Source organism: uncultured Ruminococcus sp. (assembly GCF_937915125.1).
Taxonomy (GTDB): Bacteria; Bacillota; Clostridia; order Oscillospirales; family Ruminococcaceae; genus Ruminococcus_C.
Genome location: NZ_CALDMP010000037.1, coordinates 1 through 15408, shown reverse-complemented (window position 1 = coordinate 15408; position 15408 = coordinate 1). Strand labels below are relative to the sequence as shown.

The 15408-nt window shown below is 41.0% G+C and carries 9 protein-coding genes; 7 read left to right on the top strand and 2 right to left on the bottom strand.

The genetic code is table 11. The features are described from left to right. On the top strand, nucleotides 1-1275 hold a 1275-nt coding region (locus Q0418_RS04365), incomplete at its 5' end, for an IS5 family transposase (protein ID WP_298482599.1). Nucleotides 1276-1580: 305 nt separating this feature from the next. Here the strand turns inward: Q0418_RS04365 and Q0418_RS04360 are convergent. After that, a complete protein-coding gene (locus Q0418_RS04360) occupies nucleotides 1581-3587 on the bottom strand; it encodes an alkyl/aryl-sulfatase (protein ID WP_298482597.1) in 2007 nt (668 codons plus the stop codon). Between the two features lie 19 nt (nucleotides 3588-3606). Further along, a complete protein-coding gene (locus Q0418_RS04355; protein WP_298482595.1) occupies nucleotides 3607-5202 on the bottom strand; it encodes a hypothetical protein in 1596 nt (531 codons plus the stop codon). Between the two features lie 389 nt (nucleotides 5203-5591). Between Q0418_RS04355 and Q0418_RS04350 the strand changes: the two genes are divergently transcribed. The 6 genes from Q0418_RS04350 to Q0418_RS04325 all read left to right on the top strand — a co-directional run bounded on the left by Q0418_RS04350 (nucleotide 5592) and on the right by Q0418_RS04325 (nucleotide 14951). Beyond that, the gene (locus Q0418_RS04350; protein ID WP_298482594.1) at nucleotides 5592-6404 is read left to right on the top strand and encodes a LytTR family DNA-binding domain-containing protein; all 813 of its coding nucleotides are present in this window, start codon (nucleotides 5592-5594) and stop codon (nucleotides 6402-6404) included. 258 nt (nucleotides 6405-6662) lie between these two features. Beyond that, a complete protein-coding gene (locus tag Q0418_RS04345; protein WP_298482592.1) occupies nucleotides 6663-7076 on the top strand; it encodes a potassium channel family protein in 414 nt (137 codons plus the stop codon). 448 nt (nucleotides 7077-7524) lie between these two features. Continuing rightward, nucleotides 7525-13434: a hypothetical protein gene (locus Q0418_RS04340; protein WP_298482591.1), complete on the top strand. Its 5910-nt coding sequence runs from the start codon at nucleotides 7525-7527 to the stop codon at nucleotides 13432-13434. Further along, entirely contained in the window at nucleotides 13427-13945 is a 519-nt protein-coding gene (locus Q0418_RS04335; protein WP_298482589.1) for a hypothetical protein, read from the top strand. The genes Q0418_RS04340 and Q0418_RS04335 overlap by 8 nt, the downstream gene beginning before the upstream one ends. Before the next feature lie 41 nt (nucleotides 13946-13986). Beyond that, nucleotides 13987-14607 carry a hypothetical protein gene (locus tag Q0418_RS04330; protein ID WP_298482587.1) on the top strand — a complete coding sequence of 207 codons (621 nt, stop codon included), beginning with the start codon at nucleotides 13987-13989 and terminating at the stop codon, nucleotides 14605-14607. Nucleotides 14608-14744: 137 nt separating this feature from the next. Further along, nucleotides 14745-14951: a hypothetical protein gene (locus Q0418_RS04325; RefSeq protein WP_298482586.1), complete on the top strand. Its 207-nt coding sequence runs from the start codon at nucleotides 14745-14747 to the stop codon at nucleotides 14949-14951. Nucleotides 14952-15408: the final 457 nt, after the last annotated feature.

Genomic DNA, 15408 nt, shown 5'->3' with positions numbered 1-15408 from the left:
GTAAAGTTCCTGGTCAAACACAACTTCCGCCGTGAAAACCGTGACGAAATGGCAGCAGAACTGCGGAAAGTCTGCAAAAATATCAGCTATCCTCGTGAAGGGAAAACCGTATATATCGGGAGTACATGGCGTAACGTTCACACGAAAGAAAAGGGCGATATCACCATCCGGATGGTATATGAGATCATTGACAGAACCATAACTGCCAATGGTCAGGAAATGCTGTTTCCAGACACGGAGTTCAATATGTACTACACATCTTTGCCGGATTCAGATGCGGATATTATCAAACTGTACCATAATCATGCAATTTGTGAGCAGTTCCATAGTGAAATCAAAACAGATATGGACATGGAACGAATGCCCAGCGGTAAGTTTGATGTCCCGGACGATTCAACGAGAGCAGATCACTTTCATTTTCGACTACGCTCTAAATGGTGGAGACAAGTCTGCCCTTTTGAAGACCATTGCTTAACTACACCTTTTTTGTGCATTTTCACGAAAATGATGTTGAAATGCCCATTTATAGGATTAGAGTTATTTGATTCTGTACCTGATGCAAAAACAATCTGGAAATTCAGGAATGACCTGTCACAAGCAAATGCAATGGAAGAATTATTCTGCCTGTTTGATAAAATGCTTGAAAAAGAAGGACTTATCACGCACAAAGGAACTATTGTAGATGCAACTTTTGTTGACGTGCCACGTCAGAGAAACAGCCGTGACGAGAATCAAAAAATCAAAGACGGTGAAATTCCGGAGAATTGGGAAAAACCTGAAAATGCGCACAAGCTTGCCCAAAAGGACACGGATGCCCGCTGGACAAAAAAGAATAACGAAGTACATTACGGTTATAAGAATCATGTGAAATGCGATGCTGACAGCAAGTTGATAACCAATTACGGTGTAAGTGATGCAGCTTTGCACAACAGTCAACGATGTGTGGAACTTATAGAAGAAACAGACGAAGTGCTGTATGCAGACAGTGCTTATTCAGGTGCGCCAATTTCCGAAAATCTCCCCGAAAACTGCGAAAATCAGATATGCGAAAAAGGCTATAGAGATCATCCGCTTACAGAAGAACAGAAGGAATCGAATCATAAAAAATCAAAAATCAGATGTCGTATTGAACACATTTTCGGGTTCATGACAAACAGCATGAAAGGAATTAACATACGTAGTATCGGCATTGACAGAGCCTGGTTCAATATCGGGCTTATGAATCTTGTTTATAACATATGCAGGTACGAATTTTTAAAACGAAATTCCGTTTAGTACGGGATAACTGTGCCCTTTTGCAGATAAAAGGGCAAAATTGCAACGAAAAAACTTGCATATTCGCCGCTTTTTCAGCTTTTCAACTGAATCAGCGGCGTTTTTTATTGTTATGGTTGCTATTTCGAATTTTCACCTGGTTATTAGAGGTGCCCTAAAGATTATTCCTGATAAATATTATCATAAATGATTTGATGATGCATTTCCAACGGAAACTCGAACAATTTCTTTTGCTCCAGGGAGAGTATAATAAAAGCTGAAGCAAAGTGATAGGATAAAAAGAATTATTTAAAACCCATTTCTCCTCACGGCTCAATGATATTAAAAAACTTAAATTCGCTGAAATCTGTCATTGCCTCGGAAAGACGATCAGTTAATTCCGTATCGCCCTCCTGATGAACAAATTTCTCAATTCCTTCCTTATTGTTTTCTGCGATTGAAAGAAGCCCCGCTGTATTTGTATTCCATATCACATCGGGAGATTTGCTTGTTATTCCTTCCTGATAAAGAATAACTCCGTTTTTAACAGTAACGGTATAGGAGATATCGGGCAGTTCAACCTGTGCGGTAAAGCTGAGATCCTGAATCGCCATTGTATCTGCCTTTATTCCCATAAATTCAAAAATCATAGGTGGTGTCATTTTGTCTGAAATATTTGCTCCGGAAATCCGAGTATTCGGATCGGTGTTTGTACCGTATCTCAGCTCCTGCGCTGCGCAAAGATATACGTTCCGCCATGTTCCGGACTCTGACTGATAACCTAACTGTTCGAGAGCATCAGCACACAGATATCTCGCATCCATGTTGTCAGGATCGTTATAAACCAGAATGTTTGTAATCTCGGCTACCCATTGGTACTCTCCCTTATCATAATCTGATTTTGCTTTTTCAAGGATTTCTGCCGGATCTCCCATATACTCCACGAATTTCCTTGCTTGTTCCGTCGGCTCAAGCTCAGCAAGGTGTACAGGGTTTGCGTCATACCAGCCCATATACTTTTCATAAACAGCCTTTGCATTATGTGCAACTGTTCCGTAATACTGCCTTGTATACCATACCTTTTCGAGCTCTTCTGGGAGCGCGAGCATATTTGATATCTCTGTTTCCGTATAGCCTTCGTTTATATAAAGAAGCGTCTGATCGTTGATAAATTTATATACCGCGGCAGTATCGGTAATGTATTTGTTTATCGTTTCATTTCCCCAATGTGGCCAGTTGTGCGATTGAAATACAACTTCAACATCTTCTCCGTAAAGTGCAAGGGATTCCATCAAATATTCAGCCCAGGCGTTTCCGTCTCTGACCTCAGCTCCGCGCAGGGTATACAGATTATGAAGTGTACCCGTGCAATTTTCTGCCAGCCAAAGCGCCTTTTTCTCCGGAAACCAGGTATTCATTTCTGCAGGTGCCTCTGTTCCGGGCGTGAGCTGAAAAACCATTTTTACGCCGTCAACTTCCAATTCCTGTCCTGTTTCGGTAATATCTGTATTTGGCGAAATATAACCCGTCGTCCCATTAGACTGTCCCATTCCGATACCAATGCCCAGAGCGCCCTTTTCACCTTTTTCAAGCAGCGAACCATACTGATAACTTGCTCTTCTTGCCATGGCAGTACCTGCATATACATTTTCACTTACGACATACTCTTCGTAGTTTTCAGGTGCGATAAGCAGGATTTCTTCCTTTTCTACCTGTTCTTCTGTTAGAATTCCTTCGATACCGCCGAAATGATCGACGTGTGAATGGCTGAAAATAACTGCTTTGATAGGATATTCTCCTAAATTCTCATTCACAAGCTCAAGAGCCGCCCTAGAACATTCGGACGTCATCAGTGGATCGAAAACGATCCAGCCGCTGTCGCCTTTTACGAATGTAATATTTGTCATATCATATCCACGTACCTGGTATATTCCATCTGCGACCTCAAACAAGCCGTATGTATGATTTAACTGTGTATTTCTCCAGAGACTGGGATTTGCAGTATCGGGGGAATCACTCTCGATAAACGAATACGCCGCCTGACTCCAGACAAGTTTTCCGTTTTCGTCGTAAATTTCCAGCTTTTCCGGACTTGTGATAAGCCCCTTTGATGCATTTTCGTATTCCGTCTTGTCATCAAAATCAAGCAGCGCATATACCTTGTCATTAGCGTCCTTGGTATACTGTGTAGCCTCTTTTGATTCGGCGTTCAATCCCAATGACGTGACATCTGACTCTGCCGGTTTCATCTGCGGTTCTGTTTTTCCGGTACAGCTGCAAAGCATTGCACACGCCATTATTGTGCTCAGCACGCAGGCTATCTGTTTTTTCATGATCTAACCACTCCCTATGTTATTTTTTATGGAACACAATTGTCCGGTCATAAACGATTTCGTAATATGACGCACCGACGCCGGTCTCATCCATATAGGCACGGAAAGCCATCAACAATGTATCTCCGTTGTCCGTACCGTAATATTTACCTTTTTCATTGCCCGTGGAATATTCAATGATCTTTGTATTCTCGTCCATTTCAGTTCGTGCCATTTTATATACGTAGTAGCTGTCTGCGTCCCCACAATCTTCCTCAAGATAATTCTTTGCAGTTCCGCTGAACATAGAATCATATACACTGCACACACCGTTCAGCATCGGGCGGGCATAGAGAACCGCATTTGAATATTTCGCTTTTCCCGTGGCAGTATGATTTACGCCGTAAACAACGATAAAGTCCTCGTCGGAATCAAGCGTGAAATTCTGGGTCATCAGATATGAGGTATCACGATTATCTCCCTGCGCATTGGTATCCTTTGTGTAGGCTGTCAATCCTTCGGGCACGGCAATGTCGCTTGTCAGTTCTTCGTAATCATACTCATCTCCATACTGCGCAATGAGGGAATTTCGGATTTCGTCAAGATGCTCTTCAACATTGTCAAGAACAGCCGCTTCATGCTCGCCTGTCCCTCTGGGCGTCAGAGTTTCGTTCTCATAGGGCGATGACGGGAGCTCTGTTTTCGGAGTTACACGATATACAGTAGAATTTGCACTTAATTCCGCAATATACTTCTCGTAAGCCTGCTGATCAACCGGCTGGGAAATTCTTCCTAAGAATGCAAAAGTATCCTTTCCTTGTTCAAGACCCATTCTGTATGTATTTTCGGGAATTGTCATAACGTTTATCACGTCTTCCGAAAAGCCTGCTTTACCAAGCTGCCGGACAACGGAATCTGTAACGTCCTGATTTGCACTTACGACAATTACAGCTTTTGAACTGTATGGACTGTTTCCGGCATATCTGACATTTTCGGAGTTTACTGAAGAACCGATAGAACCGAATACAGGGTGATAATAACCTGTTTCCTCGTTTCCGACACGGAAATATCCTTTTTCTGCTGAATAATCCTTGTTTTCTTTTTCTTCAGTAAACATCACATAATTGATAAACGAATAATACTTACATTCCGGAGGAAGCTCCGTAAACAATACAAGAGCTTCGTCTGCCCTTAATTTATACTGCCAGCCTGCAGGAGAAAAATATGGATTGGCAGGATGATTCTTGATATCCGGAGAGTCATACTGGGTTGCCTGTTCGTCCTCCCAGCCACGTTCGGGATCTCCAACGGCATAGTCCTGCTCCGGTGCTGCCGGCAGATAGAATACCGTGTAAACAGAGCCTGCGTTATTACCAAAGCAGCTTATGAGCTTGCCCTGAGAAGCAAGCTCAATGGTATCAAGCTCGCCAAATGTGCCTTCCTGAACATAGAAATCCCCTTGCTCCATGTTCTCCCTGAAATCCGAGGGTTCTCCGAAAAGTGCAGTTTTCTCCTGCTGCGCTGTCGTACTTTCTGTCTGTTCTGTCACACTTTCTGTCTGTCCGACATCAGTGGTTTTCTCGTTTGCAGACGAACAGCTGCAGAGCATAAACAAAAGCAAAGCACTCACTAACATTATAGACTTTTTTCTCATAATTCATTCCAGCCTTTCGTTTCAAAATTCATAATATCAGATTTAGATTAATGTATGCTTTTATCTATAGTATATCATACAAAGCTGATCAGGTCAATAAACTTGCGCTGAATCGACATGAAACAGGAACGAAACGACATTTTTCCCTGAGTGATATTACAGAATTGACAAAAGAATGATAATCGTGTATACTTACTTATGTACACTAAAAAAATCACAGCGCTCCCCAGATGACAGGTGAGCGGGTTTTTAGAGGTGACCTTGATATAATAAAAATATGAAAGCAGATGAGGAGCTAAAGATTTATCTGATATTTTGATGCGACTTTCATATAAGTGATTTATCCTTTTCATGTGAAAGAGGTTTTTAAAATGCAAGAAACAAAGCATATCACAATAATTTCAAACAGAAAATCGATTGTGCTTTCCGTAAGTTCGATTTTATATATTATAGTAACAGGCAAAAAGTCAAACATTCATGTTTTAGGCAATAAAATTTATGATACGAATATATCCTTGCTTCAACTTGAAAAAGAGCTTGGAGATGGCTTTATAAAGGTACACAGGGGATGTCTTGTGTCTGCAATGGCAATACACAACATCACAGACAAAATTAATCTCAGTAACGGGGAATCTCTTGAGTACACGATACGAAAAAAACGACAGATAATCGAACAGCTTCATTTGAAGCAAAAGAGAATTATCGAAAGTTTTAACAATAGCGGTATTCCCGAAACGGAAGAGGAATATTCCAGGCATTACAGCAGCTTTGACAATTTACCCTTTGCCTTTACGGATATTGAGATGGTTTTTAATGAGGAAAAACATGCGATTGACTGGATTTTTAGATACGGTAACGCCGCTTTGTCAAAGCTTGAGAAGCTGCCGCTTGATAAGCTTATAGGAAATTCTTTCGGCAGTCTGTTCAGTAATATGGATTCAAAATGGCTGAAAGGCTACGAGCGCACAGCACTATACAATGAAACCATTGAACTGATTGATTTCAGTCCTGAAATTGATACCTATCTGAAAGTAATCTGCTTTCCGACTTTCAAAGGGCATTGCGGCTGTATTTTGTTTAATATTGATGAAATTGAATACATGGAAAGCAGCAGTGAAGCGCAGCAGGCGTTAAAACTATATTTAGGAAAAACATTAGCGCTAACTCTGAAATCCACAAGCTAAATCCTGATTTGCCCGCATATTTCTCGATGAGTTTATTTGTCTTTGGGCAACACCGCACAAAGAGCGCCTGACGGCTTTGCACGTCATATGCTTGCATATTTTCCGTCATATTTCACAAAAATGCTCGTGAATACAAAAAGTATTCACTGCGCTTTTTGTTTCATCTGACGAAAAATCTGACGGCGCATCTGACGCACAATCTTTGTGCGGTATTGCCTTTGATATAATCATATAAAAAATGATATGGGATGTATGGCTATGAAAAAATTAAGACTTTTAAAAGGTGTACTTAAACGCACAAAAGCAAATCAAATTATAATTTCATATTTGCTTTTCTTTTTTGCGGACGCATTGATTCTCTGGCTTATTGAGCCATCAATAGAAACCTATGGTGATTCATTGTGGTATTGCTTTACGGTATTTTCTACAATAGGTTTTGGTGATATTATAGCAACCACTTTTATTGGCAGAATATTAACCGTTTTTCTGTCGGTTTTAACCATATTCGTTGTTGCTATTGTTACTGGTGTAGTGGTAGCATTTAATAACGATGTTGTTTCAATGCAGTATAAGGCAAGTAAGGCTGCGGCTCTAGATAAATTAGAAAATCTGGATAAACTTTCCAAAGAAGAACTTCAGTCACTATCAAGTCAAATTAAAAATATTTTATAATCATAATAAGGTTCAGCTCGTAAAAAAAGTTTGGGATCCCCCCCCACCAGAGGGCTAATCAACCCTTTTGAACCAACGATTCGTTCTATCAATCGCTTTTGACAAGCTATAGTGCAGGTTGAAATCTGCACTGTTTTTTTTACCCTCATCTTGTCTGTTTGTCGTTTTAAGCTGTTTAAACGTCTTTTCGTTCCAAGTCTATTGATTTTTTAGCTTTAACAATATATAATAACCTTAGGTCGCTTCTAAAAACCCGCTCACCCGCCATCTGCGGCGCATCTTTGTGCCATCTCCACTTGCGGAAAAACTTGAAATACACCAAGTATACCTGCATTTTTCCGCAAGTGAATCTGTCGCAAATCTGCACCACATCTGACGGATTCGGGGTATTTAGAGGTGTCCCTTAGATATAGGATTTCTATTAAATTCAACTTAAGGGTGAGGTAAAATGGTAAAAAATATTTCAAAGAAGTTTTTGTCAATCTTGCTTACACTGTGCATAGCCTTTTCATCAGTTTCACTGTTGTATGCAGGCGCAGCGAAATCTCCATCGATTTGTGTGACAGCTGCGGAAGCTGCTGCTGAGGCACCTGCTAAAAAACCCTTTTGGGGGCCTTCGTTTAAAACCTTTAATGTAAACAAGCTTTATAGTGCCGGATACACTCTCTGCGGAAACCTTCTTACAGCAGTTGCAAATTCAACTGAGTCTGATGGGGTCAAGAAGGTTGTGTCAATTCTGAATAAATATGTGTTCGGCACCTCCGGCGGTCAGGCTATGGCCGAAATCAAACAATTATGCCAGGAAATTCTGAATGAGCTGAATCAAATTGATACAAAGCTCACAAGGTATTCCTCTCAAATGACAAAAATTATGGGAGAGAGCCAATATAACGATGCGTATTACCGTGTAAAAGAAACGTGGGAAAGTGACGTCTTGAATATTGAAAAGGAGTACAATATTAGAGAAACGCTGCAATCCTATAAAAATTATATAGATGTTGCCAATGAGTACAAGGAAGGTTCAAAAACTCTGGAGGATGTTGAAAGCGCAAACAAGGACCTATTTCTAAATTTCGTTAAAATGTACGAATGCCAAGATGACGATTTTGATATGGATTGCTCCTATGAAGAAAAACGTGCTGCTGTATTCGGCAAAAGTACGATTAACAATACTTTACACTCAGCAATCTATGATATGTATGATAATTTCGACAACGAAAACAATTACGCTGATACCGTTGCCCAGTTTGCGTTCAGTGGATTACCTTTTGCAACTGACCAATATGAATATATAAAAACGAGCATTGAAAAGCAATTTATGGAAATCTTGCTTTTAGAGATGCTTCATCAGGAGTATCTTTCTCAGCAGGGAGACTATTTGGAAGAATATTATCCCAATAACGATGAGGTAAGGGGAAACTATACCCAAGAAGTGTCAGATTATCAGACGCTGAACAATGATGTTGCAAAGGCAATGGAAGAGGTGCTCGACAGAGAACTGAAGGTTTCCCTTGTGGACGGAATTTATCTCAAGCTGGATGAATATCCAAAACCTGAGGATGCTACAACCGTGGTAATGAGGAACATCGGAAACTTCTATTTAGTGGAAGGGCAAGGATATCCAATTCTTTCTCCTGAGTTTGCTAAAGCTGAAACGGTGTTCAATAGAGTATTCACATTGACAAATAGGGGTATCAATTCATTTCTGATTCTTGATGGGACACAATATGACAGTAATATTCCAGATGATGAAATTCCGTATAATCTCCATTTAACGAGATTTGTACAAAAAAATGAGACTCCAACGGCCTTTGATACGCATACTATTAACGATGACTTTTATTGTTTAGTTTCGTGGGCAGTTTACGAAGACGGAACGAACACAAAATATAAGCCGATATCCGATTCGGCAGATATTTCCGAATTGTTTAATACGAAGGCATTTGCTTTGTGCGACAGTACACCGTCAAAATACCTTTCAGATTATCTTTCATACACACGAGGTTATCCAACCTACATCATGACGCCTGAAACTGAACTCAAAGGGAACGGCTTTTCGACAGAATATGTTAAATTTAAGACAATTGATGCCAATGCACAGGCTCCGGGAGCTGTATTTGAAATAGTTGATGTCAGCGCTGAAGAGATTCAACCGGACAGGGAAAATTATAACACGGCTTATTCCGTGATTTTGGCGAATGAAAATAAGGATACATCGGACAACAGCGAGATCTTTAATCAACAAACAAGCGTTGGTGTTAGCGGAAACGGCAGTGCAGAAATATATATCGATAATAACGGAAGCAAGGCTACAAGCACAACACAAGAGGCAGGCAGTGAGATTACCGTTCGTTTCAAGCCAACATCGGATAATACAGTTTTAAGCTCAATTACGATGCAGAGATTCAATGATGCTTCGAATAAGAGCAAAGTAACAAGCGAAACTGAAATTCTGGAAAGGGATCAAATAGAAAAACTTTTTGTTGATGAAAATGGGTACTACATATATACATTCAATGCGCCATATTCTGATATCCACCTCACGCTGAATGTAAATGAAGGTCATAAGGTTTATGTAGAGGGAGAAGATGGTTCAACAGACCTTGTTTCTCTGGACGCTTATTCAAATCTTTTTGCCGAGGGCGAAACTGTAAACATTATTGTTGATAGAAAAGTGAATACGGTCCTTATGGAATATGGTAATGTGTCACGACCACTAACCCTTAATGATACGGTAGACGGCGGAAAAACAGCAAGCTTTGTGATGCCGAACTGTGATGTTACATTAAAATATGCCGTTTGCGTAGAGCATGATTTTGATAGTGACGGCTTCTGCATCAACTGCGGATTTTATCAGCCTGCTGAGTTTAACAGCTTCAGTCATTATGAAATCATCAATGCCGGTACACTCTATTGGTTTGCTTCCCTGGTAAACGGCGACAGAACGCTTGCAGAATTTGACGAACAGAACAGTTCGGCAAACGCAGTTGTGATGAACGATATTTATGTGAACCGTTATGATATGAACAACCTTGACAGTTCACAGTTAAGCTCTGTCAGAAGCTGGATTCCCATAGGCACACCGGATTGTTCTTATACAGGAAATTTCGAAGGCTATGACCATAATATCAGTGGCCTGTATTTCAGCAATTCAGAAGCTGATAATGTCGGACTTTTCGGCTACACAAGAGGCGGTGCAAACATCGCCAATGTCACTGTCCTTAACAGTTATTTTGAAGGAAACAACTGCGTTGGCGGAATTTTAGGCCGAAACAATAATTCAGGCGTTACTGTCAAGTGTTGCGGCAGTGAGGCAACCGTTATCGGTAAAGAGGGTGTTGCGGGAGTTGTAGGTTCGACCTACGGCGGAACAATTGCTGACTGCTATAACGCAGGCTCAGTCAAGGGCGATGTATATGTTGCCGCAATCAGAGGAAAGAACACCTTAGATAGTTCGACCACCGGAAAAATTGAGAACTGCTTTAATGTTGGAAGTGTTACCGGAACAGGAACAAGCCATGTGGGCGGTATCAGAGGTGACGGTAGAGGTTCCATAGATAACTGCTATTGTATCAGCAATCAGCTCACAGATACATCTGCAACCACAAAAACACCAGAACAGTTTGCTTCTGGCGAGGTCGCTTATTTGCTGAATCACAGTGAATCGTATAAAGCGCGCTCATTCTTTCAGAATCTTGATAACGGTGAAATCCCTGACGCTTATCCGAAATTTACCGGGGGAACAGTTTACTACGGATATGCCTGCCATGAGCTTGAAAAATCATACAGCAACTATCCAGTTGGCACAGGTTCCTCAGAGCATCAATTTGACTACTATGGCTTTTGTAAAATATGCGGCGATTATCAGCCTGCGGTTTTAAACAATGATAATTGCTATGAAATAAGTAATCCGGGGATGCTCTATTGGTTTGCTTCTTTGGTAAACGGTGATAAGTCCCATGCCGATTTTGATGCTCAGAACAGAGCAGCCAATGCTGTTCTTGTTAAAGATCTTGTTGTAAACCGCACTAATGTGATCGGCATTGATGATATAGGAGCAACAACTCTCAGAAAATGGGTTCCAATAGGCAACTATGACAATTCATATACAGGTAAGTTTGATGGTCAGCGCTTTACAATCAGCGGTTTATATTACAAAAATACAGATGCTGATAATATTGGTTTGTTTGGTTGCACAGGTGACGGCGCCTACATACAAAATCTTGGCGTTTACAACAGTCATTTTGAAGGAAAAAATAGTATAGGTGGAATTATAGGCTGTGACAATAGTTCCTCTGTTGAGGTTCATTGCTGTTACAGCGAAGCTGAGGTGATAGGTAACGAAAAGGTTGCAGGAATTGTCGGGTCAACCTGCGGCGGATCGATCATTGACTGCTATAACGCTGGTTCTGTAACGGGTAATAAATTTGTAGGTGCAATAAGAGGAAGTAACACCCTTGATAATTCGTCCACCGGACAAATCCAAAACTGCTTTAACGTAGGAAGTGTTACCGGAGCAGATACAGAGACTGTGGGCGGTATCAGTGGTGATGATATTGGTTCCATAGATAACTGCTATTGTATCAGCAATCAACTCACAGATACATCGGCAACCACAAAAACACCAGAGGAATTCGCTTCCGGTCAGGTTGCTTATCTGTTGAATCATGAAGTAACAGACGGAACACAGGTTTGGTACCAAAATATTGATAACGGTAAAACACCGGATCAGTATCCAAAATTTAAAGGCGGAACAGTTTACTATTTGTCTTATAAGGATGCCTATTCAAACACTTATTCCGAGGCGCCCCCTGAGCCTGACGAGTTTGAAGAGGACGATGACGGTAATTTACTGATCAAAACCTATGATGACCTTGTAAAGCTTTCAAATCTTGTAAGAAGCGGTTATGAGGTTTATGGGTCACAGAATTATCTGCTGATGAACAATATTCAGGCACCTGACGATTCCAAATGGATGCAGGGTATCGGATCTGTTGCAGATGATAAGCCCTTTAACGGGACCTTTAATGGCAACGGCTACTGCATTATGGGTCTTAATGTGGATTCCTCCGATAACGGCGGATTATTTGAGGTAATCGGCAATGATGGCTGTGTGAAAGATTTATTCGTGTTTGACTGCGATTTTACTTCCTCTTCCAAGGTTGCAGGCGGAATCACCGCAGTGAACAAGGGGACAATTGATCATTGTATCAGCGGTGTGAACTTCACGTCAGGCACGATACATCTCAAGGGGAAGAGCATTAAGGCTGCCAGCTTGAATTCCAGTATTTTGGGCGATATCAGCGGCGGTATAGCAGGCACAAACTCCGGTTCTATGATTGGCTGCCGTAATGAGGCTGTGATAAAGGGCGTGCAGTGCGGCGGTATTGCAGGAGAAAACACAGGCGAAATTTTCGGCTGTGTCAATAATGCGAAAATCGGAACGACAGACAGCAGCACTGCAGGCGGTCTTGCAGGAAAGAATAACGGAGCAATCAAAAGCTCCTACAATTCGGGTTATGCTTATGGAACAAACAAAGGCTCCATCTCAGGCACGAACGGATACAATGGCAAGACACCCACAGTTCAGAATGTATTTTACATCGTTTCAAGCGAATTTGAGGCAGTGGGAACAAAATCAGAACAATTAACGGATAATACCAACGAAGCTATATCAGAGGCTGAGGAATTCAAGACCACTGACTTTGTTGACAAGCTTAACGCTGTCAGCAATGAAAAGGTTGTATGGAATTATAATACACTGCTGAACAAGGGCTATCCTACAGTACAGGGTAACTTCCTGAAAATCCAAACAAAATCTGCCGGAAACAATATAACCGTTAAGAGCAGTATGCACGAGGATTTGAATATTAATTACAATGTCAGCAGTAAAAACGATGATGAGTATTCACAACTGGCTTCAGCGGCAGGGGAAGATAATATTCTCAAAGCATATTCATTAAGCCTGACTGATAGCAACAGTAATTATATTCCTGCTGAGCTTTGGTGTCAGGAGGGCTTTGAAATGACCGTTCCGGTTGATCATCAGAATATTCAGCTTGTGGCAATAGATCATGACGGCAATGTTACATACTATACGCCTGATTCTGTTGAGAACGAAAAAGCGGTATTTACCATTCCGAATCCTATGTCCTTTGCCATTGTGGAAACTGTGGCTGATACTACCGTAACAACAGATGAGGTGTCGAATGCAGGGGGAACAGCTGTGGCTGGTAATACCAAAAAAATTGGCAGTTCGCCAAAGACAGGTGAAGCAGAGCTATTTGCAGTATTGGTGATTGCATTTGCGTCAATTACACTCTTATACATGGCGAAAAGAAGGAAAAAAGTTGAGTAATATGAAAGATAAGGGAAAGAAAAAAATATGGATTTTTGTCATTGTTTTGCTTGTTGTTACAGCTTTGGTTATTAGCGGAGTGATTGTTTATAACAGGTTCTTCACCGAGACGCCCGCACCATCACAGGGGGTAGTGGGAAAGGTATCTGACGGATGGGATACGGGTCTTGAGGATGAAGGAGCTGTTCAGGAACGAGGCATTCAAATTCCTGGCTATGGCACAGCTGTGATGAAAGCTGGAGACACAAGTCTTGTGCTAAGTGTCGGCAATCCTAAGGAAAATGAATGCGGCTTTTATGCAACTGTTAAGCTAGAGGATGGAACAGAGCTTTACAAATCTGAGCTACTTGAACCTGGATATGGATTAACAGAAATTCCGCTTTCAACAGATCTAAAAGCAGGGGAGTACACTGCAATCGTTTATTATCAGTGTGTTACTCTTGATGAGGAGCATTCCCCACTGAATTCCGCAGAGTCGGAATTCACACTAATTGTCAGCGAAAGTCAATAACATGACTTTCTAAAAATATAATTTTGAAAGGATGCTTTTTTATGAAAACCAAAAAAATGATACCCTTCCTGATTTCTGCCATGATTGCCGTTATTCCTGTTATGTCGGTATCTGCCGGAACTCTGACAAACACTGACAAGGATGGTTCAACAGAAGTAACCGCTAATATTGTTGATCCGGGAAGTGTCAGCTATGTGATCACAATTCCTGAAACTGCTGACTTCGGCACACTGATACAGCCTGAAAACACTGATACGGCTCATTATGCTTACCACAACTTTCAGGTTGAAGCAACAGAGCTGAATATAAACAGCAACCAGGCGGTTTCTGTTTATATAAAGGACAGCGCATCTACAGACAATCAGTTTTATCTGACGCAAAAGGACGTTGCAAGTGATCCGTTCAAAATATCTTATGATGTTTATGATGATGCAGTGAGTGACACAAATATTACTGACCTTACAGCGATTAACGATGATTCTGCCCCTGGTTCTTATGGATACCATCTCACCACATTTGCCTCGGGAACAGAAGGTGCCACACAGGATGTTACACTGGCTTTGAATCAAAACGCCTTGTATGACCAGGATCTTTCTGCCATTGCTGGCGATTACAGCGGAACTATCCTCTTCCACAGCGCACTTATTACACGCACGACATAATATGAGTCTATTTATATAAAATGAAACATATAAAATCGATTAAGTGTTTATGCGTGATATTTTTCGTAGTGTGCTTTATCATTCTATCAGCGCCTATGAATGCTTTTGCAGTGGAGCATGAAGGTAATACAGTGGTTATGGCACGTATAGAAGCTTCTTCTGATGAAGCCTCGCAGCCTGATAGCGAGCCAGACGAAAATTCGGAGAAGCCGGAGAAAAAAATTAATTCTGAATCTCCAAAGACAGGAAGTGGCAGCAATCTGGATTTTGAGATTGTAATTTTGCTCATTAGTATCAGTGCATTCACAATTACTATGTGCAGCAAAAGAAAAAAAACACGGTGAAATATTTGTAAGTATCCCTCCTGTCAGGTTCCATGCGGCTGATAGGAGGGATTTTGTTTGGGAACTGTTTATAACCTATCCATTAGATAACCGCCCAGAAAGAAAATAAGTACAATTGTGGAGGCGGTTGTTTGAGGGTAATTCCGAAACGATAGCTCTGAAAACAGCAAAATGCCCCCTTTTGTAACTGAAAGGGTGCATTGTATCAAAATTATAGTTCTTAGCCATATCTGCACCTAACGAATGATACAATCGTTAGGTGCATTTTTATTATAAAAAAGCCGAGAAATAAACACTTTTCCGGCAATCATCAAACGATAACAGCCACATTGAAGTCAAAATCGCTGTGGCTGTTTGTTATTTTAGGAGTTAACGTTTTCTTTTTGATGCTATCGTTTTCTGTGTAAAAAGTCAAGTAAACCATACAACAATTCGCCAGAAAGTGTACAAAAAGTAT

What these genes read in the sequence shown, in the direction of transcription:
- Q0418_RS04360 (WP_298482597.1), bottom strand. Translation starts at nt 3,587, where the DNA reads ATGAAAAAACAGATAGCCTGCGTGCTGAGCACAATAATGGCGTGTGCA.
- Q0418_RS04355 (WP_298482595.1), bottom strand. Translation starts at nt 5,202, where the DNA reads ATGTTAGTGAGTGCTTTGCTTTTGTTTATGCTCTGCAGCTGTTCGTCT.
- Q0418_RS04350 (WP_298482594.1), top strand. Translation starts at nt 5,592, where the DNA reads ATGCAAGAAACAAAGCATATCACAATAATTTCAAACAGAAAATCGATT.
- Q0418_RS04345 (WP_298482592.1), top strand. Translation starts at nt 6,663, where the DNA reads ATGAAAAAATTAAGACTTTTAAAAGGTGTACTTAAACGCACAAAAGCA.
- Q0418_RS04340 (WP_298482591.1), top strand. Translation starts at nt 7,525, where the DNA reads ATGGTAAAAAATATTTCAAAGAAGTTTTTGTCAATCTTGCTTACACTG.
- Q0418_RS04330 (WP_298482587.1), top strand. Translation starts at nt 13,987, where the DNA reads ATGAAAACCAAAAAAATGATACCCTTCCTGATTTCTGCCATGATTGCC.
- Q0418_RS04325 (WP_298482586.1), top strand. Translation starts at nt 14,745, where the DNA reads ATGGCACGTATAGAAGCTTCTTCTGATGAAGCCTCGCAGCCTGATAGC.